This window comes from Aquabacterium sp. T101, from assembly GCF_057219775.1.
Genome location: NZ_JBXVVZ010000001.1, coordinates 1,430,278 through 1,449,296 on the forward strand (window position 1 = coordinate 1,430,278; position 19,019 = coordinate 1,449,296).

18 protein-coding genes are annotated in these 19,019 nt (G+C 73.4%); 6 read left to right on the forward strand and 12 right to left on the reverse strand.

Going from position 1 to position 19,019, the window contains the following annotated elements:
* Nucleotides 1-3 precede the first annotated feature (3 nt).
* Nucleotides 4-2,643 carry a ligase-associated DNA damage response DEXH box helicase gene (locus AC2EAQ_RS06795; RefSeq protein WP_484641066.1) on the reverse strand — a complete coding sequence of 880 codons (2,640 nt, stop codon included), beginning with the start codon at nt 2,641-2,643 and terminating at the stop codon, nt 4-6.
* A gap of 307 nt (nt 2,644-2,950) precedes the next feature.
* Here AC2EAQ_RS06795 and AC2EAQ_RS06800 point away from each other — a divergent pair, with 307 nt between their 5' ends.
* Nucleotides 2,951-5,578 (forward strand): S8 family serine peptidase, encoded by a 2,628-nt coding sequence (locus tag AC2EAQ_RS06800; protein ID WP_484641067.1) that lies wholly within the window; start codon nt 2,951-2,953, stop codon nt 5,576-5,578.
* A gap of 64 nt (nt 5,579-5,642) precedes the next feature.
* Here the strand turns inward: AC2EAQ_RS06800 and AC2EAQ_RS06805 are convergent, their stop codons facing one another.
* Together AC2EAQ_RS06805 and AC2EAQ_RS06810 are read right to left on the reverse strand one after the other, a co-directional pair.
* Nucleotides 5,643-6,074 (reverse strand): DUF8738 domain-containing protein, encoded by a 432-nt coding sequence (locus AC2EAQ_RS06805; protein WP_484641068.1) that lies wholly within the window; start codon nt 6,072-6,074, stop codon nt 5,643-5,645.
* Complete coding sequence (locus tag AC2EAQ_RS06810; protein WP_484641069.1) at nt 6,074-6,958, reverse strand: DUF429 domain-containing protein; 885 nt, start codon at nt 6,956-6,958, stop codon at nt 6,074-6,076. The genes AC2EAQ_RS06805 and AC2EAQ_RS06810 overlap by 1 nt, the downstream gene beginning before the upstream one ends.
* A 56-nt stretch (nt 6,959-7,014) precedes the next feature.
* Between AC2EAQ_RS06810 and AC2EAQ_RS06815 the strand changes: the two genes are divergently transcribed.
* Nucleotides 7,015-8,103 (forward strand): DUF748 domain-containing protein, encoded by a 1,089-nt coding sequence (locus AC2EAQ_RS06815; protein ID WP_484641070.1) that lies wholly within the window; start codon nt 7,015-7,017, stop codon nt 8,101-8,103.
* Nucleotides 8,104-8,123: 20 nt separating this feature from the next.
* Here AC2EAQ_RS06815 and AC2EAQ_RS06820 read toward each other — a convergent pair whose 3' ends face one another.
* The 3 genes from AC2EAQ_RS06820 to AC2EAQ_RS06830 all read right to left on the reverse strand — a co-directional run bounded on the left by AC2EAQ_RS06820 (nt 8,124) and on the right by AC2EAQ_RS06830 (nt 10,819).
* On the reverse strand, nt 8,124-9,122 hold the full coding sequence (locus AC2EAQ_RS06820; protein ID WP_484641071.1) for a metal-dependent hydrolase: 999 nt from the start codon (nt 9,120-9,122) through the stop codon (nt 8,124-8,126).
* A gap of 66 nt (nt 9,123-9,188) precedes the next feature.
* On the reverse strand, nt 9,189-9,812 hold the full coding sequence (locus AC2EAQ_RS06825; RefSeq protein ID WP_484641072.1) for a hypothetical protein: 624 nt from the start codon (nt 9,810-9,812) through the stop codon (nt 9,189-9,191).
* Between the two features lie 116 nt (nt 9,813-9,928).
* The gene (locus AC2EAQ_RS06830; protein ID WP_484641073.1) at nt 9,929-10,819 is read right to left on the reverse strand and encodes an EamA family transporter; all 891 of its coding nucleotides are present in this window, start codon (nt 10,817-10,819) and stop codon (nt 9,929-9,931) included.
* A 54-nt stretch (nt 10,820-10,873) separates the two neighbouring features.
* Between AC2EAQ_RS06830 and AC2EAQ_RS06835 the strand changes: the two genes are divergently transcribed.
* The 4 genes from AC2EAQ_RS06835 (at nt 10,874) to AC2EAQ_RS06850 (ending at nt 13,338) form a co-directional block, all read left to right on the forward strand.
* Entirely contained in the window at nt 10,874-11,929 is a 1,056-nt protein-coding gene (locus tag AC2EAQ_RS06835; RefSeq protein ID WP_484641074.1) for an asparaginase, read from the forward strand.
* A 58-nt stretch (nt 11,930-11,987) separates the two neighbouring features.
* Entirely contained in the window at nt 11,988-12,407 is a 420-nt protein-coding gene (locus tag AC2EAQ_RS06840; RefSeq protein ID WP_484641075.1) for a hypothetical protein, read from the forward strand.
* Nucleotides 12,404-12,901 carry a GNAT family N-acetyltransferase gene (locus AC2EAQ_RS06845; protein WP_484641076.1) on the forward strand — a complete coding sequence of 166 codons (498 nt, stop codon included), beginning with the start codon at nt 12,404-12,406 and terminating at the stop codon, nt 12,899-12,901. The genes AC2EAQ_RS06840 and AC2EAQ_RS06845 overlap by 4 nt, the downstream gene beginning before the upstream one ends.
* Nucleotides 12,902-12,978: 77 nt before the next feature.
* Nucleotides 12,979-13,338 (forward strand): DUF805 domain-containing protein, encoded by a 360-nt coding sequence (locus AC2EAQ_RS06850; protein ID WP_484641077.1) that lies wholly within the window; start codon nt 12,979-12,981, stop codon nt 13,336-13,338.
* Nucleotides 13,339-13,381: 43 nt separating this feature from the next.
* Here the strand turns inward: AC2EAQ_RS06850 and clsB are convergent, their stop codons facing one another.
* The 6 genes from clsB to AC2EAQ_RS06880 all read right to left on the reverse strand — a co-directional run bounded on the left by clsB (nt 13,382) and on the right by AC2EAQ_RS06880 (nt 19,017).
* Entirely contained in the window at nt 13,382-14,659 is a 1,278-nt protein-coding gene (gene clsB, locus AC2EAQ_RS06855; protein ID WP_484641078.1) for a cardiolipin synthase ClsB, read from the reverse strand.
* Nucleotides 14,660-14,798: 139 nt separating this feature from the next.
* On the reverse strand, nt 14,799-15,584 hold the full coding sequence (locus AC2EAQ_RS06860) for an endonuclease/exonuclease/phosphatase family protein (protein ID WP_484641079.1): 786 nt from the start codon (nt 15,582-15,584) through the stop codon (nt 14,799-14,801).
* On the reverse strand, nt 15,581-16,051 hold the full coding sequence (nudB, locus tag AC2EAQ_RS06865; protein ID WP_484641080.1) for a dihydroneopterin triphosphate diphosphatase: 471 nt from the start codon (nt 16,049-16,051) through the stop codon (nt 15,581-15,583). Before nudB ends, AC2EAQ_RS06860 begins: the two co-directional genes overlap by 4 nt.
* 82 nt (nt 16,052-16,133) lie before the next feature.
* Nucleotides 16,134-17,924 (reverse strand): aspartate--tRNA ligase, encoded by a 1,791-nt coding sequence (gene aspS / locus AC2EAQ_RS06870; RefSeq protein ID WP_484641081.1) that lies wholly within the window; start codon nt 17,922-17,924, stop codon nt 16,134-16,136.
* 104 nt (nt 17,925-18,028) lie between these two features.
* Nucleotides 18,029-18,682 carry a DUF502 domain-containing protein gene (locus AC2EAQ_RS06875; protein WP_484641082.1) on the reverse strand — a complete coding sequence of 218 codons (654 nt, stop codon included), beginning with the start codon at nt 18,680-18,682 and terminating at the stop codon, nt 18,029-18,031.
* A complete protein-coding gene (locus AC2EAQ_RS06880) occupies nt 18,679-19,017 on the reverse strand; it encodes an FmdB family zinc ribbon protein (RefSeq protein WP_484641083.1) in 339 nt (112 codons plus the stop codon). Before AC2EAQ_RS06880 ends, AC2EAQ_RS06875 begins: the two co-directional genes overlap by 4 nt.
* Nucleotides 19,018-19,019 lie beyond the last annotated feature (2 nt).

Sequence of the window (19,019 nt, forward strand, 5' to 3'; positions counted from 1 at the left end):
ACGTCACTCCGAGGCCCCGGATTTTCGCCCGCGGCCCCGGGTCGCCCGACCCTTCGAAGCCGGCGCGGGCGTGGCATCGAGCACACCTTGGGCCTCGGCGAGGATGCGCTGCAACCGGTCGGCCAGCTTCTCGGTGGACAGCTCCTCCCGGAAGCGCTCCACCATCAGCGGCAGCGCGAACGGGCTGGGCACCGCCAGCTCCACCAGTTCCACGCGCTGCGCGGCCATGCGCGACAGCGTGGCGCGCAGGCGGCCCAGTTCCAGCTCCTGCGCCAGCACCTCGCGCTCGGCCTGCGCCAGCAGGCGGTTGCCGGCGTCGTACTTGCGGAACACCTCCCAGAACAGGCTCGACGACGCCTGCAGCTGCTTCAGGCTCTTCGGCGCACCCGGGTAGCCGCCGAACACCAGACCGGCGACGCGCGCGATCTCGCGGAAGCGCCGCTGCGCCAGCTCGCCCGAGTTCAGGCTCGCCAGCACGTCGGCCAGGAGGTCGCGCGTGGCGAAGGCGCTGCCGTCCCGCAGCGGCGCCGGGTCCACCGGCTGCACCGCCAGCAGCTCGATGCCGAAGTCGTTGATCGACAGCGAGAAGGTGTTGGGCTGCGCGCGCGACAGGCGCCACGCGAGCAGCTGCGCCAGGCCCATGTGCACGTGGCGGCCGCCGAACGGATAGAGGAACAGGTGATGCCCCTCGCGCGATCGGAAGCGCTCGACCAGCAGCACGCCGGGCTGCGGCAGGCGCGACAGCCGCGCCTGCGTCGCCAGCATCGGCTGCGCGGCCTGCATCTCGGGCTCGAGGAAGTCGGCCTGGAAGGCGCCGCGGCGGCCGTCGAACGTGGCCGCGGCCTCGAACAGCAGCGCCTGCACCATGTCGGTCATCGCCTCGGACAGCGCCATCTTGGTGCCGCCCCAGGCCGGCACGCGGCCCTTGTCCTTGGCCGCCTTGCGCACGTAGGCGGTCATGTCCTGCGTGCGCACGAACTCCAGCACGCGGCCGGCAAAGACGAAGCAGTCGCCGGGCGCCAGCCGCGCGATGAAGCTTTCCTCCACCGTGCCGATGCGCCCGCCGCTCAACCACGCCACCTGCATCGCCGCGTCGCTGACGATGGTGCCCACCTGCAGGCGGTGGCGCTGCGCGATGCCGCGGTCGGTGACGCGATAGCGGCCGTCCGCGCCGCGCACGACGCGGTGGTACTGCGGATACGCGCCCAGGCTGTCGCCGCCGCGCTCGACGAAGGCCAGCGCCCAGTCGAATTCCTCGCGCGTCAGCGAGCGATACGCGAAGGCGCCGCGCACCTCGTCGAACAGCGCGTCGGCGTGAAAGCCGCTGCGCGCTGCCGCCCCGGCCGTGTCCGGCTCGCTGCCCAGCGCCACCGTCACCAGGTGCTGCACCAGCACGTCCAGCGGCTTGTCGGGCGCCTCGCGCGACTCCACCCGGCCCGCCACCGCCGCGCGCCGCGCCGCGGCCGCCTCCACCAGCTCCAGCGTGTTGGTGGGCACCAGGGTGACGCGGCTGATCCGGCCCGGCGCATGGCCGCTGCGGCCGGCGCGCTGCAGCAGCCGCGCCACGCCCTTGGGGCTGCCGATCTGCAGCACGCGCTCCACCGGCAGGAAGTCCACGCCGAGGTCCAGGCTGGACGTGGCCACCACCGCCTTGAGCGAGCCGTCCTTCAGGCCGGCCTCGACCCACTCGCGCACCTCGCGGTCGAGCGAGCCGTGATGCAGCGCGATGCTGCCGGCCCACTGCGGCCGCGCGGCCAGCAGCATCTGGTACCAGATCTCGGCCTGCGAGCGCACATTGGTGAACACCAGGGTCGTGCCGCCGGTGGTGGCCATCGTGCGCTCGATCTCCTGCACCACCGGCTGCTGCATCTGCGCGCCCAGGTGTCCGCCCCAGGAGAAGCGACCGGGCTCCACCGGCAGCAGCGTGTCGATGACGATGGTCTTGTCGGTGCGGCCGCGCACCAGCTGCGCGCCCGGGCCGCACAGCGTCTGCATGGCCTGGTCGAGGTTGCCGAGCGTGGCCGACAGGCCCCACACCACGAGCTTCGGGTTCCAGCGCGCCAGCCTCGCCAGCGCCAGCTGCACCTGCACGCCGCGCTTGTTGCCCACCAGCTCGTGCCACTCGTCGACGATCACGGTGTGCACGCCGGCCAGCTCGGTGGCGGCGCGCTCGCGCGCCAGCAGCAGCGACAGCGATTCCGGCGTCGTGACCAGCGCCGTGGGCAGGCGCCGGTCCTGCCGCGCGCGCTCGCCGCTGGCGGTGTCGCCGGTGCGCTGGCCGACCGTCCAGGCCGGGGCCACGTCCGCCAGCGGCGCCTGGAGCGCCCGCGTCGTGTCGGCCGACAGCGCGCGCATCGGCGTCAGCCACAGCACGCCCAGCGGGGGCGCATGCGCCCCCTCCAGCGCGACGCCGCGCTCGCGGGCGCGCGCGATCGCGCCGAACCAGACCGCATAGGTCTTGCCGCTGCCGGTGTTGGCATGCAGCAGGCCGCTGCGCCCGGCCGCCATCGCCTGCCAGACCTCGCGCTGGAAGGCGAAGGGGGCCCAGCCGCGCGCGGCAAACCAGGCCTCGGCCCGGGCCTCGAAGGGGGTATCGGTGCGCGCTTCGACGGTCAAGGCGGGGCTCGGATGGCAGCGTCCCATTGTGCGGGGCGGGCCTGCGGCGAGGCGCCGGTCACGGCGCCGGCGGCGCTGCGGCCTGCACCCCCCTTGAATAGGGGGGAGCGACGCCGGACCCCCGCGAAGAAGGGTTTGCCCGTTGGACCGTGGCGCGACGGGTGCTGAAGATGCCGGCTTCCGTGTGCACACGCACCGCTTGTGCGCGCGGAGCCATCGGGGGCCAGCGCACGCAGACGGCAACACCATTGCCCGATGCTGGCGCTGGGTGGAACACAAACAAGTGGCTGGTGCACGCCTGTCCCGCCAACACCATGCCATCAGGAGAAGTCACGTGAGCAGAGGGTACCTACGTCATCGCCTGGCCATTGCGGCCTGCGCGCTGGGTCTCGGCGCTGGCGCCGTCCAGGCGCAGACCGTGCCGATCACCGCAGCCGAGGGCGGCAATCTGTGGTTCGTCGAGCTGCGGGGCGCGCCGCGCTCCGAGGGGGCCTCGGCTGCCGAGGTGCAGGCCGACAAGGCCTCGTTCCGCCAGGCGGCCACCACGGCCGGCGTGCGCTATCGCGAGCGCCGCGCCTACGACACCCTGTTCAACGGCTTCGCCGTCGAGGCCACGGCGGCCGAACGCGCCAAGCTCGCGCGCCTGCCCGGCGTCAAGGCCCTCTACCCCGTCGAGGTGGTGTACGCCCCGACGCCCGACACCGGCTTCGCCGGCAGCACGCCGGACCTGGTGGCGGCGATCACGCAGACCGGCGCCAACGTCGCCCAGGCCGCCGGCTGGTCCGGCACCGGGATCAAGGTCGGCATCATCGACACCGGCATCGACATCGACCACCCGGCCTTCGGCGGCACCGGCGTTCCCGGCACCACCGCCTTCCCGAGCGCCCGCGTGGCCTACGGCTACGACTTCGTGGGCGACCGGTTCAACGCCGACCCGTCCAGCGCCTCGTACAACCCGGTGCCGGTGCCCGACAACAACCCGGACGACTGCGGTGGCCACGGCACGCACGTCGCCGGCATCGTCGGCGCCAACGGCGCCATCAAGGGGGTCGCGCCGGGCGTGACCTTCGGTGCCTACCGTGTGTTCGGCTGCAGCGGCTCGACCACCGCCGACGTGATCATCGACGCGCTGGAGCGGGCGCTGGCCGACGGCATGCACGTCGTCAACCAGAGCCTGGGCGCGTCGCGCCAGTGGCCCCAGTACCCGACCGCGGTGGCCGCCAGCCGGCTGGCCAAGCTCGGTGTGGTGGTCGTGGCCTCGATCGGCAACAACGGCCCTGGCGGTTCCCAGCCCGATGGCCTGTACGCGGCGGGCGCCCCCGGCGTCGGCGCGGGCGTGATCGGCGTGGCGTCGTTCGACAACGCGCAGCGCTCGCTCACCGTGGGCGGCACGCCCTACGGCTTCAACCCCGCCACCGGCGCGCCGCTGCCGCCCACCTCGGGCAGCCTGCCGATGGCCCGCACCGGCACGCCGGCCTCGACGGCCGACGGATGCGCGGCGCTGCCCGCGGGCAGCCTGACCGGCCGCGCGGTCCTGATCCGTCGTGGCACCTGCGGCTTCTATCAGAAGGCGTTCAATGCGCAGTCCGCCGGCGCGGCCGCTGTCGTGCTGTACAACAACGCAGCCGGCGCACTCGGTGCGACGGTGGCCGGATCGCCTGCCATCACCGTGCCGGTGGTGGGCATCACGGCAGCCCAGGGCGCGGCGCTCGACGCGCTGATCGCCGCCGGCGCCACGACGCTGACCTGGGGCGACGCCTACGTCGGCTATCCCTTCGGCACGGGCGGCCTGATCTCGGGCTTCAGCTCGTTCGGCCTGGCCGCCGACCTGTCGCTCAAGCCCAATCTCGGCGCGCCGGGCGGAGCGATCTTCTCCACCTATCCGCTCGAGCTGGGCGGGTCGGCCACGCTGTCGGGCACGTCGATGTCCGCGCCGCATGTGGCAGGCGCCGCGGCGCTCATCCTGCAGGCCCGTCCCTATGACGGCCAGGAGGTGCTGAGGCAGGTGCTGCACAACACGGCTCAGCCCAAGCTGTGGAACGGCAATCCGGCGCTGGGCTTCCTCGACAACGTGCATCGCCAGGGCGCCGGCATGATCGACATCCCGGCGGCCATCGCGCAGAAGGTGGTCGTCGAGCCGACCGAGCTGGCGCTGGGTGAAAGCGGCGCGACGCCGACTTCCATCGTGCGCACGGTGAAGGTGGTCAACCACGGCCTCACGGCGGTGACCTACGACATCACGCACGAGCCGGCACTGGCGACGGGACCCTTCACCTTCGTCCAGGCCCCGGGTCTGTCGTACTTCAATGCGCCCGCCGGCGCGACGCTGAGCCGCACGTCGGTCACGGTCAACGGCAAGGACCGCCGCGGCCGCTTCGGCACGCAGTCGGTGTCGGTCACGTTCACGGCGCCCGACAGCGCCGCGCTCGCCGACCGGGGCCTGTACGGCGGCTACCTGGTGTTCACGCCGCGTGGCGGCGGCAAGACGCTGCGCGTGCCCTACGCCGGCTTCAAGGGCGACTACCAGGCCATCCGTGTGCTCGAGCCGACCGCCAACGGCTTCCCGTGGCTGGCCAAGCTGTCGGGCACGTCGTTCCAGAACCAGCCCACCGGCGCGAGCTACACCCTCGCCGGCGGCGACATCCCGTACTTCCTGATCCACCTGGATCACCATTCGGAGTCGGTGCTGCTGGAAGCGCTGGACGCGGCGACCGACCAGGTCAAGGGCCGCATCAGCCTCGACGAATGGGTCACACGCAACAGCAGCCCGACCGGGTTCTTCACCTTCACCTGGGACGGCGAGGTGTTCCAGTCGGACCCGAGCAAGCCCGGCAACTGGAGCGCGCTGCCCAACGGGGCCTACAAGGTGCGCGTCACGGTGCGCAAGGCCCTGGCCGATGTGCGCAACCCGGCGCACTTCGAGAGCTGGGTCTCGCCGGTGATCACGCTGGCGCGTCCCTGAGCCGAAGCGCCGATCGGCTCTCGAAGCCCCGCCCCGGCGGGGCTTTTTCGTTGCCGGGCGTGGTTCAGCGCGACGCGGCCGGCGCCGCGGGCTCGGGCTGCGGCTGGGCGCAGCGCAGCCAGGCGCCGCTGCGGCTCGCGTGATAGGCGAGCCGGCGCCCGTCGCCCAGGTGCACGACGACGAGCCAGCCCGGCACCAGCGCCTGCGTGTAGGCCAGCCCGGGCTGGGGGCAGCCGAGCGCGCCGTCGTTCCACACCACGGCCTTCGGCGGCTGCACCTCGGCCACGCGGCCCCCGGGACCGGCCAGGCGCAGCGCGTCCGCCCGCACCTCGGCCACCAGTGCGGCCGGGTCCACGGTGGCGCCGGTCGTCAGTGGCGGGCGCGCCGCCGGCGGCGGCACGACACGCGCGTTCTCGGCCGCGCCGGCCGGCAGGCTCTGCACTGCGCCGGCCTGCGTCACTAACCACAGCGTCGACAGCACCCAGGGCGAGATCATCAGGGGTTCTCCATCACACCCTGCTGCAACGCCCGGCCGCGTCGTCCGGCCGACGCCGGGTGCGCCGCGTGCGGCAGCGCCGTCGCGATCCAGCCTTCCAGCGGATCGACGCCGGGCGGCAGGCCGAAGCCCGGCTGCGTGGCAGCCCAGGCGGCCTGCATAAGGCACAGCACGGCATCGAGGCGGTCGCCGCTGCCGTCGTCCGCCAGGGCGTCGCGCTGGGCATGGCTGAGCGCCAGGCGAAGGCCGAGCCGCGTACGCCCCTGCTCGAGCGCCTCGATGAGGTCCTTGCGCGCGATCAGGCGCTCCGGCGTGTGGGCGCGGCGGTCGTCGCTCTTGTACGAGCGCGCGCCGATCAGCTCGCGCGCCAGCAGGCCGGGGTAGGCCTCCAGCGCGACGCGGTCGCGGTCGCCGTCGTGCAGGCCGGGCAGGTGCACGCCGGCGTCGAGCAGCCGCGGCGCCCCGGCATGCAGCATCCAGGCCACCGGCGGGTTGACCCACTTCATCGAGGGGCTGGCACCGGCCGGGCCGTCGCAGGCCCGGTGCGCGAACTTGCCGCCCGCAGGCCGCGCAGCGCAGAACTCGACGAAGCGGCGCCGGATCTCGGGGCGGGGCAGCGCGGCGTAGTGGCGCACCAGCGACGGCCAGTCCTGCGGCCAGTGCATCGCCTGCACCAGCTCGCGCGGCAGGCCGAACGGGAAGTCGAAGCCGCCCAGCCAGGGCCCGGGTTCGCGCAGCAGGGCTTCGAAGGCGGCGAAGTCGGTCTGGGTGTCCACGCGCTGCAGGGCCAGCCGGCGGCCCGACAGGCTGCCGCGCGCGACGGTGATCGCCTTGCGTCGCGACGGGGCGCTGGTGAAATCGACGCCGACGAGGGACAAGTTCATGTCGGGCATTGTCGCGGTGGCCCGTGTCCTCTCCCCGGCGGATCGACAATCGGCGCATGTCGAGGATGTGGTCGTCGCGCCGCCTGCGCATCGGGCTGGCCGTCGTGAGCGCGGCGGGCCTGCTGCTGCTGGCCCTGCAGCTGGCGCTGCGCCAGCTGCCGCAACGCGTGGCCGCGGCGCTCGGCCCGCAGGCCAGCGTGCGCAGCATCGAGCTGGGCTGGACCGGTGTGCAGGTGCAGGGCCTCGTCGTGCGCGGCACGCCGGGCCGCTGGCCGGCCGAACATGAACTGCGGGCCGATAGGGTGACGATCCGCCCGGCGCTGTCGAGCCTGTGGCGCGACGGCTGGCAGCTCGCGAGCGTGCAGGTGCACGGCGGCTACGTCGCGATGCTGCGCTCGCGCGACGGGCGCCTGCAGGTGGTGCCGTCATTGCGCGGCCGCGACGACGCGGGCGGCAAGGCCGCCGCCGGCGACGCGGCGGGCGCGCCCGTGCGCATCGACTCGCTGGTGCTCGAGGGCGTGGCGGTGGACGTGTTCGACGCCACCGTCAGTCGGGCCGCGCCGCATCGCCTGCAGCTCGTCGACGTGCGCGCCGAGGCCGGGCCGCTGGCGCTGCCGGCGCTGGACGAGCGCATCGACCTGCAGCTGCAGGCCCGGCTGCGCGGCGCCCCGCGCGACGGCCGCATCGCCGTGCGCGGTCACCTGACCCCGGCCACGCGCACCGCGGACCTGCGCGTGGAAGCGCGCGGCCTCGACCTGCGCGCGCTGCAGCCCTACCTGCTGCGCAGCGGCGAGGGCGCGGTGCGCGCCGGCACGCTGGACCTGGACCTGCATGCGCGCGCCGCGGGCGGCCGCCTCGACGCGCCGGGCCGTGTCGTGCTCGACGGCCTGGAGCTGCAGGGCGGCGGTGGCCTGATGGGCACCTTCGCGGGCGTGCCCCGGCAGGCGGTGCTGGCCGCGATGAGCCGCGACGGCCGCATCGAGATGGAGTTCAGGCTCGAGGGCCGTGTCGACGACCCGCAGTTCTCGATCAACGAGCTGTTCGCGGCGCGCTTTGCCGTCGGCCTGGCCGAGAAGCTCGGGGTCAGCCTCGGCGGCGTGGTCGAAGGCGTGGGCAGCCTCGTCAAGGGCCTGTTCGGCCGCTGAGCGGCCGGCCCGTCAGCCCGTCACCGCGGGGGCGGCAGCGGTTCGCCCAGCGCGCGGCGCCCGACCCAGCGCAGGTAGGGGCCGACCTCGGGCCGGCGGCCCACCCGCGTCGGCACGGCCACGGGCTGCGGCGCCGCGGCACGCGTGGCCACGACGAAGCTGAAGTTGAAGGACGGGTGCTGGCCCATGCGCAGGTCGGACACGCGCAGCTCGTCGCCCACCGCGGCGAACGCGAAGTAGCCGCGGCTGAAGTCCGCCACGAGCTGCACCGCCGGCAGACCGGCCACCGGCGCGCCGAGGGCGAGGCCGCGGTCGAAGGCGTCGAACGCGACGCGGCGGTCGCGGTCGAGCAGCGAATGGAAACCTTCGAGGTAGCGGTCGCCGTCGATCACCAGCACGCGCCACAGCACGCTGTTGAACGCGGTGGGCGTGACCAGCACCTGCGTCGCGGCGATGCCCTGCGCCGCCAGCGACTCGCGCGCCACCCGCTCCACATGCTGCTGCGCCGCCCAGCCCCAGCCGAGGTAGGCGGTGGACAGCAGCAGCCCCGCGGCATTGGCCCGCAGCGAACGCCGCGCCAGCGCGAGCCCGAGTCCCACGAGCAGCGGCAGCGTGTAGAGCGGGTCGATGATGAAGACGCTGCCCACGCCGTAGGGCCGGTCGTGCAACGGCAGCGCCAGCCGCGTGCCGTACACGGTCATGGCGTCGAGCAGCGGATGCGTCAACAGCGCCAGGGCCATCGCCAGCCACCAGCGCCGCCACTGCGCGCGCTCGCCCGACAGCCACGCGACCGCCACGCCGAACGGCAGCGAGAACAGCGCCAGCCACGCCAGGGCATGCGTCTCGGCCCGGTGCAGCACCATGTTGCGCACGTCGTCGCCATGGTCGATGAAGACATCGAGGTCGGGCAGCGTACCCGCCAGGGCGCCCCAGGCTGCGGCCTTCCAGAGCGCGGTGCGCCGGCCCATCGCCGCCACGCCGACGGCCGCGCCGAGCGCGATCTGCGACATCGAATCCATGGGGCTCGATTGTGGGACGGCGTCCCCGCGCGCGCCGCCGTGGGGGCTTGCGTGCGCGCCGCCGGTTCAGCGCGACTTGCAGCGCTCGTCGTAGCGTGCCTGGAAGCGGGCGAGGTCGTCGCGCTCGCCGGGTGTCAGCGTGTCGATGCGGCGCCGCTTGGCCGACAGTGCCAGCAGCATCTCGTCGCACTGGGCGGCGACGCGGGCCGCATCGGCGCGCGCGGTCTGCTCGGCCTCGCGGGCGGCCTTGCGCTCGGTGCGCTCGCGCCGTTCCTCGTTCCAGGCCTGCTGCCGGGCTTCGGCATCCTCGTCCTGGCACTTCCTCTGGTACTCGGCGCGCAGGTCACGCACCACGGACCAGGACACGCCGCGCGACGGACCGGTGCGGATCGCATCGTCGATGCGGGCGCATTCGGCACCCAGGTACTGGGAATGCGCCTGGGCACGGCCCGGCAGGCCGGGCGTGCTCTGGCGCTGCGTGGCCGAGGGCCGCTCGGGCACCGGGCCGTACTGTCGCAGCGTCGTGCTGGCGGACGAGGGCCCGGCCGGGCACGGCGTGCGGGACCACCAGGTCTGGCCCGACGCCGTGGTGCACTGATGCATGCCCTGGGCCTGGGCCAGGGCGGCCGGGGTGGTGCAGGCCATCAGGGCCGCGAGGGCCCAGCGGCCCGTGACGCGTCGGTCGAACATGCCCGCTCCCTGTCGTCGAGGCTGGTCGTGGTGGTCCTGGCAGCATAGCGGCGCGCAGGCCGCGCCACACCCGCGCGTTCGTGAGGGAGCGCACGCTGCAGCGCTCCCGCGCGGGGTCAACCCAGCGCCAGGGTCGCCACGCCGGCGGCAATGCAGGCCGCACCGGCCACGCGCAGGCCGCGGTCGGCCTCGCCGAGCAGCCGGCCGCCGATCAGCGCGGCGAACAGCATCGACACCTCGCGCGCCGGGGCCACATGCGACAGCGGTGCCATGCGCGCCGCATAGAGCACCAGGATGTAGGCCAGCGGCCCCATCGCGCTGATGGCCAGCACCGCGCGCCAGTGCTGGCGCCACTGGTCGACGAGCGTGGCGCGCTCGCGCCACACCAGCGGCGCCTGCAGCGGCACGCGCAGCACGTTGCCGAGGTAGTCGAACAGCACCGGCCCGAGCAGCATCACCTTGACCGCATAGCCGTCGATCACGGTGTAGCCGGCGATGAGCACCCCGGTGAGCGCGCCCCAGGCCAGGCCGGTGCGCACGCGCTGACGCGCGGCGGCGTCGTGTGCGCCGCGGGCGCTGCGCCACAGCGCCGGCCCGCCGGCCACCAGGAACACCCCGCTGCAGATGCCCGCCACGCCCAGCGCGGTGGCCCAGGTGAAGGGCTCGCCCAGCAGCAGCACCGCACCGGCCACGGTGACCAGCGGCGCGCCGCCGCGCGCCACCGGGTACACCACGGTGAGATCGGCCTCGCGGTAGCCGCGCAGCAGGGCCAGGTAGTAGCCCACGTGCACCACGGCGCTGGCCGTCAGCACGGCCCACTCGGCCACGCCCCAGCGCGGCAGTTCGTCGGCGCCGAACCACCAGGCCGCGGGCGCCCACAGCACCGTCACGCCGACGGCGGTGAGGAAGGCAAAGCGATGGTCGCCGCCGCTGCGCTTGGCGATCAGGTTCCAGGTGGCGTGCAGCAGCGCGGCGGCCAGCACGAGGGCGAGCGCTTGGGCGGGCATGCGGCGATTGTCGCCAGAGCCGGCGCCGCTACAGTCGCGCACAGGACACCCTGCATGAACCTCCAGCCCGTTCTCGTCGAAGCCTGGCGCGGCAGCGCCGTCGAATCCTTCCACCGCGGCGCCTGGATCGTGTCCGACGCGGCGGGGCGCACGGTCGCCAGCGCCGGCGACGTGCAGCGGCCCGTCTTCCCGCGCTCGGCGATCAAGCTGCTGCAGGCGCTGCCGCTGGTGGACAGCGGTGCGGCGGACCGGTTCGGGCTCGACGCGGCGGAGCTGGCGCTGGCCTGCGCCTCGCACGGCGGCGAGGCCGACCATGCGCGCACGGCCGCGTCGATGCTGGCCAAGGCCGGGCTCGACGCGTCGGTGCTGGAGTGCGGCACGCACTGGCCCTACGACGAGAACGCCAAGCTCGCGCTGGCGTCCGCCGGGCAGGCGCCGGGCCCACTGCACAACAACTGCTCGGGCAAGCATGCGGGCTTCGTCTGCCTGGGCTGCATGCTCGCCGGCCAGGACGATGCGCGCGCGTTCCTCGCCGGCTACGTGCGGCACGGGCACCCGGTGATGCGCGAGGTGGACGCCGGCATCGAGTCGAGCACCGGCTGGCGCCTGGCGGACGCGCCGCGCGGCGTGGACGGCTGCTCGATCCCCACCTACGGCATCCCGCTGCAGCGGCTGGCGCTGGCGTTCGCGCGCGCGGGCACCGGCGTCGGCCTGACGCCCGGCCGCGCCGATGCGGCACGGCGGCTGCGCGACGCGGTGGCGCGCGCGCCTCGCATGGTGGCCGGCACCGGACGCTTCGACACGCTGGTGATGCAGCGCTTCGGGCCGCGCGTGTTCTGCAAGGTGGGTGCCGAGGGCGTGTACTGCGCCGCCCTGCCCGGGCCGGGCCTGGGCATCGCGCTCAAGATCGACGACGGCACCACGGCGCGTGCGGCCGAGGTGGTGATGGCCGCGCTGCTGCTCGCCTGGCTGGACCCGCTGGACGACGCCGGGCGCGCCCTGCTCGACGGCCTGGCCCGCCCGGTGCTGCGCAACTGGCGCGGCCTCGAAGTCGGCCGGCTCGCGCCGCATGACACGCTGGAAGCGACGGCAAAGCACCGCGGCGCGTGACACATTGCCACCTGGAGGCGCGGTGCGGCCTCCAGAATGACGGCACTTGCTGTCTCCCATGAAGAAGACCCCGCCCGCCTATGTCCCGCGCAAGTCGGGGCTGATGGAATTCGAACCCGTGTCGATCGAAGCCGCCCGTGCCTCGATCGAGCAGATCCCCGAGGGCATGGCCGCCATGCTCAGCAACGAGTACTGGCAGAAGGTGCGCCGTGCACCGCTGGCCACCGACCGTGCGCTGACCGGCCGTGCCATGGACTGGGTGGCCCGCCTGCCCGCCGAGGTGCGGCCGCTGGTCACCTGCGACCGCTATGCCCGCATCGTCAACACCCTGGCCGCAGCCTGGGACAGCGCCTCGTCGCGCGACGAGTGCCTGGAGCACCTGCTCAAGGATCGCCGGCGCGGCCGACGCGGCTTCCCGCCCGACGTCGAACGCGAGCTGGTGGCACTGAACCGGTACGCGAGGTACCTGCCGCGATGACCGCACCGAACTCGGCCGTGGCCGAGGCCCCCCTGCTGACCATCGCCCCCGTCGATCCGTCGCACCTGCAGGCGCTGGCCCTGCTGGCCGAGGCCGGCATCGAGGCGCGCGAGATCTATCCCGAGCTGTTCGCCCCGGACAGCCCGGCCCCGACCAACCTGCCGCTGGGCGAGCGCGAGGTGTATCTGCTGGCCTGGCGCGACGGCGTCGCGGTGGGCTGCGGTGCGCTGCGCCGCATCGACGCCACCACCGGCGAGGTGCGCCGCATGTTCGTCAGCCGCAGCGCGCGGCGCGAGGGCGTGGGGCGTGCGCTGCTGGCGCGGCTGGAAGCCGACGCACTGGCCATGGGCTATCGCCGCCTCGTGCTGGAGACCGGCGTGAAGCAGAAGCCCGCGATGGCGCTGTACCGTGCCAGCGGCTGGCGCCGCATCAAGGCCTACGGCAACTTCGTCGGCGACCCCACCAGCGTGTGCTTCGGCAAGACCATGCGTTGAGCCGAGGGCCCCGGCGCGGGCCCGGATAGGATCGCTGCCAGCGGCACACCGCCGCAGCCCGATGCGCACCGCTTCCCATGGACGATCCCGACAACGACTCCCTGCGCCGACTGCTGTTCACGTTCGACGGCCGCATCGGCCGCCGCACCTGGTGGCTCTGGGCCGTGGGCGCGATGCTCGGCCTGGGCCTGTACGCCACCGTGCTGCTGCGCGTGGCGGGCGTGTCGTCGCACATCACCGAGGGCCTGGTCAACATGCTGCTGCTGTGGCCGGCGCTGGCGCTGAGCATCAAGCGATGGCACGACCGCGGCAAGTCCGGCTGGTGGGTGCTGGTGACGCTGATCCCCGTGATCGGCTGGGCCTGGGCCGTGGTGGAGAACGGCCTGCTGCCCGGCACCGCGGGCGCCAACCGATACGGCAACGCGCCCACGGCCTGACGACCCGCAGGCCCGCGCCCGCGGGCCCCGCGGCGCGGACGGATCAGTAGCGGCGGCCCATGCCGGCCACGCGCGCCACCCAGTGCGCGGCCCAGGCCACGAAGCCGCGGCGCAACGCCGCCAGCCAGCCGGCGGCCACCGGCGGCGCCGTCACCTCGCGCGACACCGACACCGCACGATCGAACGCGTCGGCCAGCGTGCGCGTGAAGGCCGCGTCGCGCACGACGACGTTGGCCTCCAGGTTGAGCAGCAGCGACAGCGGGTCGATGTTGGAACTGCCGACGGTGGCCCAGTCGTCGTCGGCCAGCGCCACCTTGGCATGCAGGAAGGCGGGCGTGTACTCGTAGATGCGCACGCCCTGCGCGAGCATCTCGTCGTACAGCACCTGCGCCGCCAGCCCGGCGATGCGGTAGTCGAGCTTGCCCTGCAGCAGCAGACGCACCTGCACGCCGCGCCGCGCGGCGCTGCGCAGCGTGCGCCGGAACAGCCGGCCCGGATAGAAGTACGGGCAGACGATGTCGATGCGCGTGCGCGCCGACTGCAGCGCCGCGACGTAGCTGCGCTCGATGGCGCGGCGCTGGCGCAGGTTGTCGCGCACGACGAACGCGGCCTGCACCGGCGGCAGGGCCTCGGGCGGCGGCGCCGGCACGCCGGCCGGCAGGATGCGCAGGCGCTGCAGCAGCGCGCGGGCGCCGGCCACCGGCTCGGCGCTGCGCGCCAGCGCCAGCAGTTCCTCGCGCCACTCCTGGCCGAAGGCGGCGCGGGTCCACATCGCGCGCGTGCTCTGCGCCACCGGCCCGACCACCGGCCCGCGCAGCGCCACCGCGAAGTCCAGCCGCGGCTCGGGCGAGCGGCCGTGGTTGAGGTCGTTGCGGTCGTCGATGATGTTGATGCCGCCGACGAAGGCATGCTCGTCGTCCACCGCCAGCAGCTTCTGGTGCAGGCGGCGCAGTTGCCCGGGCTGCAGGTAGGCGGTCCAGCGGTCGAGCGGGCGGAACACCGCCAGCGCCACGCCGCTGCCGTGGAACCACGAGCGCAGCACCGGCAGGCTGGCCTTGGAGCCGAACCCGTCCACCACGACACGTACGCGCACGCCACGCCGCGCCGCGGCCACCAGCGCGTCGGCCACCGACCGCGCCGCCTCGTCGTGGTGGAAGATGTACGTCGCCAGCCAGACCTCGTGCTGCGCGCCGACGATGGCCTGGCACATCGCCGGGAACAGCTCGTCGCCCCCGGTCAGCAACTGCACCTCGTTGCCCCCCGACAGCGCCGGCTCGCGATCGAACACGCGAAGATCCGGCAAGGCAGGCAGCGGCGGCATGGGACCCCTCAGCGCCAGCCCGCACCGATCGCACGAGCGACCAGCGAAGTGCACCACCAGCGGGCGCCCGTGTCGGGCTCCGCCCGGCACGCGGCGCCGCCCCCCCGGGGGGGAGCGCCGAAGGCGCAACGGGGGGGGGTCATTCCACCTCCAGCTCCGCCACCAGCGGCAGGTGGTCCGACATGCGGGCCCAGGCCGGCCCGCGCGGCACGTGGGTCAGGCAGCAGCGCATGCGCCGCGTGTAGATGCGGTCGAGCGCGAAGATCGGCACGCGCGAGGGAAAGGTCGGCCGCACGCGGTGGTCCACCGCCCGCGTCAGGCCGATGCGGCGCATCGGCTCGTCCAGACGCTCGCCCCAGTCGTTGAAGTCGCCGGCCACCACCAGCGGCGCGTCGGCCGGCACCTCGGCCTCGATCGCCTCGGCCAGGCGCTGCACCTGGCGCACGCGGCTGGAATGGATGAGCCCGAGGTGCGCCACCAGCGCGTGGATCGTGGTGCCCTGCCACTGCACCGGCACATGCAGCAGGCCGCGCTGCTCGAAGCGGTGGTCGCTGACGTCGTGGTGGCCCACGTCGCCGAGCGGCCAGCGCGACAGCAGCGCGTTGCCGTGCTCGCCATGCCGCGTGACGGCGTTGGTGCGGTAGGCCACGGTGTAGCCCTCGGGCGCGAGGAACTCGGCCTGCCCCTCGTCGGGCCAGCCGAACCACGTGCGCTCGAAGCGCCGCGCCTCGCGCGCGTGGTACAGCCGCACCTCCTGCAGGAACACCAGGTCGGCGTCGAGCGCCTCGATGCCCAGGCCCAGGTTGTGGATCTCCAGCCGCTTGCGCGGGCCCACGCCCCGCACGCCCTTGTGGATGTTGTAGGTGGCCACGCGCAGGCGGCTGTGCAGCTCGCTGGCCGGCGGCAGCTGGCTGTGCCGGCTCATCGCGGCGCCTGCGCGGCAAAGCGCGGCAGCATCAGCACCGCCTCGGCATTGGACGGCGAGAAGCAGCGGTCGGCAGCCTCGCGCCAGGGCAGCCACGCGTGCTGCAGGTGCTCGCGCGGGTTCAGCCGCACCGGCGTGCCCGACGGCACCTGCAGCCCGAACACATGCTCGGTGTTGTGCGTGACCCCGGGCGCATAGCGGTGGCGCCACACCGGGTAGATCTCGTACAGGTTGGCCAGGTCCCAGTCCACCAGCGCGCTGCGCGGCACGGCCGCGCCGCCGATCTCGATGCCGGTCTCCTCGGCCACCTCGCGCACGCAGGTGGCCTCCAGCGGCTCGTCGGGCGCATCCTTCGAGCCGGTGACGCTCTGCCAGAAGCCGGGCTTGTCGGCGCGCTCGATCAGCAGCACGTCGAGCGCCGGCGTGTGGATGACGACGAGGACCGATTCGGGGATCTTGTAGGTCACGGCATGAGAAAAGGCGCGGGGGTGGCCCGCGCCTCGATTCTGCCGAATGCCCGGCGCCGGCGCCGGGGGCAGACCCTGACCGCTACTGGCCCGACTGCGGGTTGCGCAGGCGGATGTGCAGTTCGCGCAGCTGCTTCTCGTCCACCGGGCCCGGCGCGTTGGTCAGCAGGCACTGCGCGCGCTGGGTCTTGGGGAAGGCGATCACGTCGCGCAGGCTCTCGGCGCCGGTCATCAGCATCACGAAGCGGTCGAGGCCGATCGCGATGCCGCCGTGCGGCGGCGCGCCGTACTGCAGCGCGTCGAGCAGGAAGCCGAACTTGGCCTGCGCCTCCTCGGCGCCGATCTTGAGCGCGCGGAAGACCTTGCTCTGCACGTCCTCGCGGTGGATACGGACCGACCCGCCGCCGAGCTCGATGCCGTTGAGCACCACGTCGTAGGCCTTGGCGATGCAGCGGCCCGGGTCGGTCTCGAGCCAGTCCTCGTGGCCGTCCTTCGGGCTCGTGAACGGGTGGTGCATCGCGCTCCAGCGCTGGCCTTCCTCGTCGTACTCGAACATCGGGAAGTCCACCACCCACAGCGGCTCCCAGTCGCCATGCGCCAGGCCCTTGGCCTTGCCGAACTCGCTGTGGCCGATCTTCACGCGCAGCGCGCCGATGCCGTCGTTGACCACCTTGGCCTTGTCGGCGCCGAAGAAGATCAGGTCGCCGTTGCGCGCGCCGGTGCGCGACAGGATCTCGGCCACCGCCTTGTCGTGCAGGTTCTTGACGATCGGCGACTGCAGGCCGTCGCGCCCCGCCCCGGCCTCGTTGACCTTGATCCAGGCCAGGCCCTTGGCGCCGTAGATCTTGACGAACTCGGTGTAGCCGTCGATCTCGCCGCGGCTCATCTCGGCGCCGCCAGGCACGCGCAGCGCGACGACGCGCCCGTCGGCCTGGTTGGCCGGGCCGCTGAAGACCTTGAAGTCGACGTCCTTCATCGCGTCGGTCAGCTCGGTGAACTGGAGCTTGACGCGCAGGTCCGGCTTGTCGGAACCGTACAGGCGCATCGCGTCGGCCCAGGTCATCACCGGGAACGGCGGCAGCTTCACGCCGATGGCGTGCTCGAACGTGCTGCGGATCATGCCCTCGAACATCGTTCGGATCTCGTCCTCGGCGAGGAACGAGGTCTCGATGTCGATCTGCGTGAACTCGGGCTGCCGGTCGGCGCGCAGGTCCTCGTCGCGGAAGCACTTGACGATCTGGTAGTAGCGGTCGAAGCCGGCCACCATCAGCAGCTGCTTGAACAGCTGCGGGCTCTGCGGCAGCGCGAAGAACTGGCCGTCGTGCACGCGGCTGGGCACCAGGTAGTCGCGCGCGCCCTCGGGCGTGCTCTTGGTGAGCATCGGCGTCTCGATATCGATGAAGCCGTTGGCGTCGAGGAACTTGCGCACCTCCATCGCCACGCGGTAGCGCAGCCGCATGTTGCGTTGCATCTGCGGGCGGCGCAGGTCGAGCACGCGGTGCGTCAGCCGCACGGTCTCGGACAGGTTGTCGTCGTCGAGCTGGAACGGCGGCGTGACGCTGGGGTTGAGCACCTCCAGCTCGTGGGCCAGCACCTCGACCTTGCCGCTGACGAGGTTGGCGTTCTCGGTGCCCGCGGGGCGGGCGCGCACCTTGCCCACCACCTTGAGGCAGAACTCGTTGCGCACGCCCTCGGCGGTGGCGAAGGTGGCGGCGCGGTCCGGGTCACAGACGATCTGGACCAGGCCTTCGCGGTCGCGAAGGTCGATGAAGATCACGCCGCCATGGTCGCGCCGGCGATGGGCCCAGCCCATGAGGGTGACGGTCTGGCCCATCAGCGCGTCGCTGACGAGGCCGCAATAGGTGGTTCGCATGAGGGAACTCCGGGTTCTTTGGGTTCAGGCCGGCGGGCGCGCCGCCGGCAAGGAAGAAGTTGGCGCCATCGGATGGCCGAACGCCCGCCGCGCGTCCGGCCGGGTCAATTTCGGGCGGCGATCGGGGCAGCGGGCGGGACGGCGGACGCCGGCGGCGCCACCACGCCCATCGAGATGATGTACTTCAGCGCCTCGTCCACGCTCATGCGCAGTTCGATCACGTCGGCGCGCGGCGCCATCAGGAAGAAGCCCGAGGTCGGATTGGGCGTGGTCGGCACGTACAGGCTCAGGTAGTCGCCCTGCAGGTGCTGCGCCGCCTCGCCGCCCGGCTTGCCGGTGACGAAGGCGATGGTCCAGCTGCCGGCGCGCGGATACTGCACCAGCACTGCTTCGCGGAAGGCATTGCCGCTGGAGGAAAACAGCGTGTCCGAGACCTGCTTGACCGAGCTGTAGATCGACTTGACGATCGGGATGCGGTGCAGGATGCGGCTGCCCTGGCGCAGCCACCACTGTCCCATCATGTTGGCGGCGAACACGCCGCTGACCAGCAGCAGCACCACCACGACCACGAGGCCGAGGCCGGGCACGTGGCGCAGCATCTCGATGGTGGCCCTTGCGCCCTCGGGCAGCACGTGCTGCGACAGGGTCAGCAGCCAGCCGAAGACGCCGTCGACGAGGCCGAGCAGGGCCTGCAGGACCCAGACGGTGACCGCCAGGGGCAACCAGACCAGCAGGCCGGCGATCAGGTACTTCTTCACGACGAGCTTCCCGTGGACGGCGCAGGCGCCGCGGCAGGGGCCGGCGCCGGCGCCGGAGCAGCGGCAGGCGCGGGGGACGCGGCCGGAGCGCCGGCCGCCGCCGCGGGAGCGGCCGCGGGCTTGTCGGCGGCCTTGGACTCGGGCTTCTTGCCGCCGTCGCGGAAGTCGGTCACGTACCAGCCCGAGCCCTTGAGCTGGAAGCCCGCCGCGGTCACCTGCTTCTCGAAGCGCGGCGCGCCGCAGGCCGGGCAATCGACCAGGGGCGCGTCGGACAGCTTCTGCAGCACGTCCTTCGCGTGTCCGCAGGCGGCGCAGCGATAGGCGTAGATCGGCATGG